The sequence below is a fragment of the Vibrio sp. 2134-1 genome, assembly GCF_033339495.1.
This window is the reverse complement of sequence record NZ_JAWOUS010000482.1, coordinates 1-670: the sequence shown is the minus strand read 5'-3', so window position 1 is coordinate 670 and position 670 is coordinate 1. Positions and strand designations below refer to the sequence as shown.

At 44.8% G+C, this 670-nt stretch carries 1 protein-coding gene; it reads left to right on the top strand.

All coding sequences use genetic code 11. The features are described 5' to 3' along the window. Positions 1 to 670: zinc ABC transporter ATP-binding protein ZnuC (gene znuC, locus R7R78_RS26750; protein WP_225474688.1), on the top strand; the 670-nt coding region annotated here is incomplete at both ends.

Below are 670 nucleotides of genomic sequence, written 5' to 3'. Positions count from 1 at the left end.
GAGTTCGATGATCGCAGAGTTCTCGATAACATCAGCATGGAATTAGAAAAGGGCAAAATCACAACCCTAATCGGTCCCAACGGAGCGGGAAAATCCACGTTAGTTAAAGTCATTTTAGGGCTTCAAAAGCCGACTAGCGGAAAATTGGTTAAAGCTAAAAAGCTAAAAATTGGTTATGTGCCTCAGAAACTGAAACTCAACGACTCTTTGCCGCTAAACGTTATCCGTTTCTTAAATTTAGCAGGAAAGTACAGCAAACAAGAATGCCTTGATGCATTAAGACTAGTTGGTGCAGAGCACTTAATTAAGAGCAACATGCACCGCCTTTCCGGTGGTGAAAACCAACGCGTCCTACTCGCCCGCGCGCTGCTACAACGCCCTGACTTGTTGGTTCTTGATGAACCAGCTCAAGGTGTTGATGTTCAGGGACAAATCGATCTATACGATTTGATTGAAAGCATCCGTCACCGCTTCGATTGCGCTGTGTTTATGGTATCTCATGATTTGCATTTGGTCATGGCAAAAACAGACGATGTGATTTGTTTGCACCACCACGTTTGTTGTTCGGGATCACCAGCAACGATCACTCAGCATCCTTCTTACATAGCATTGTTTGGTAACGCAGCGAGAGAATCACTCGCGTTTTATCATCACGACCACGAGCATCACC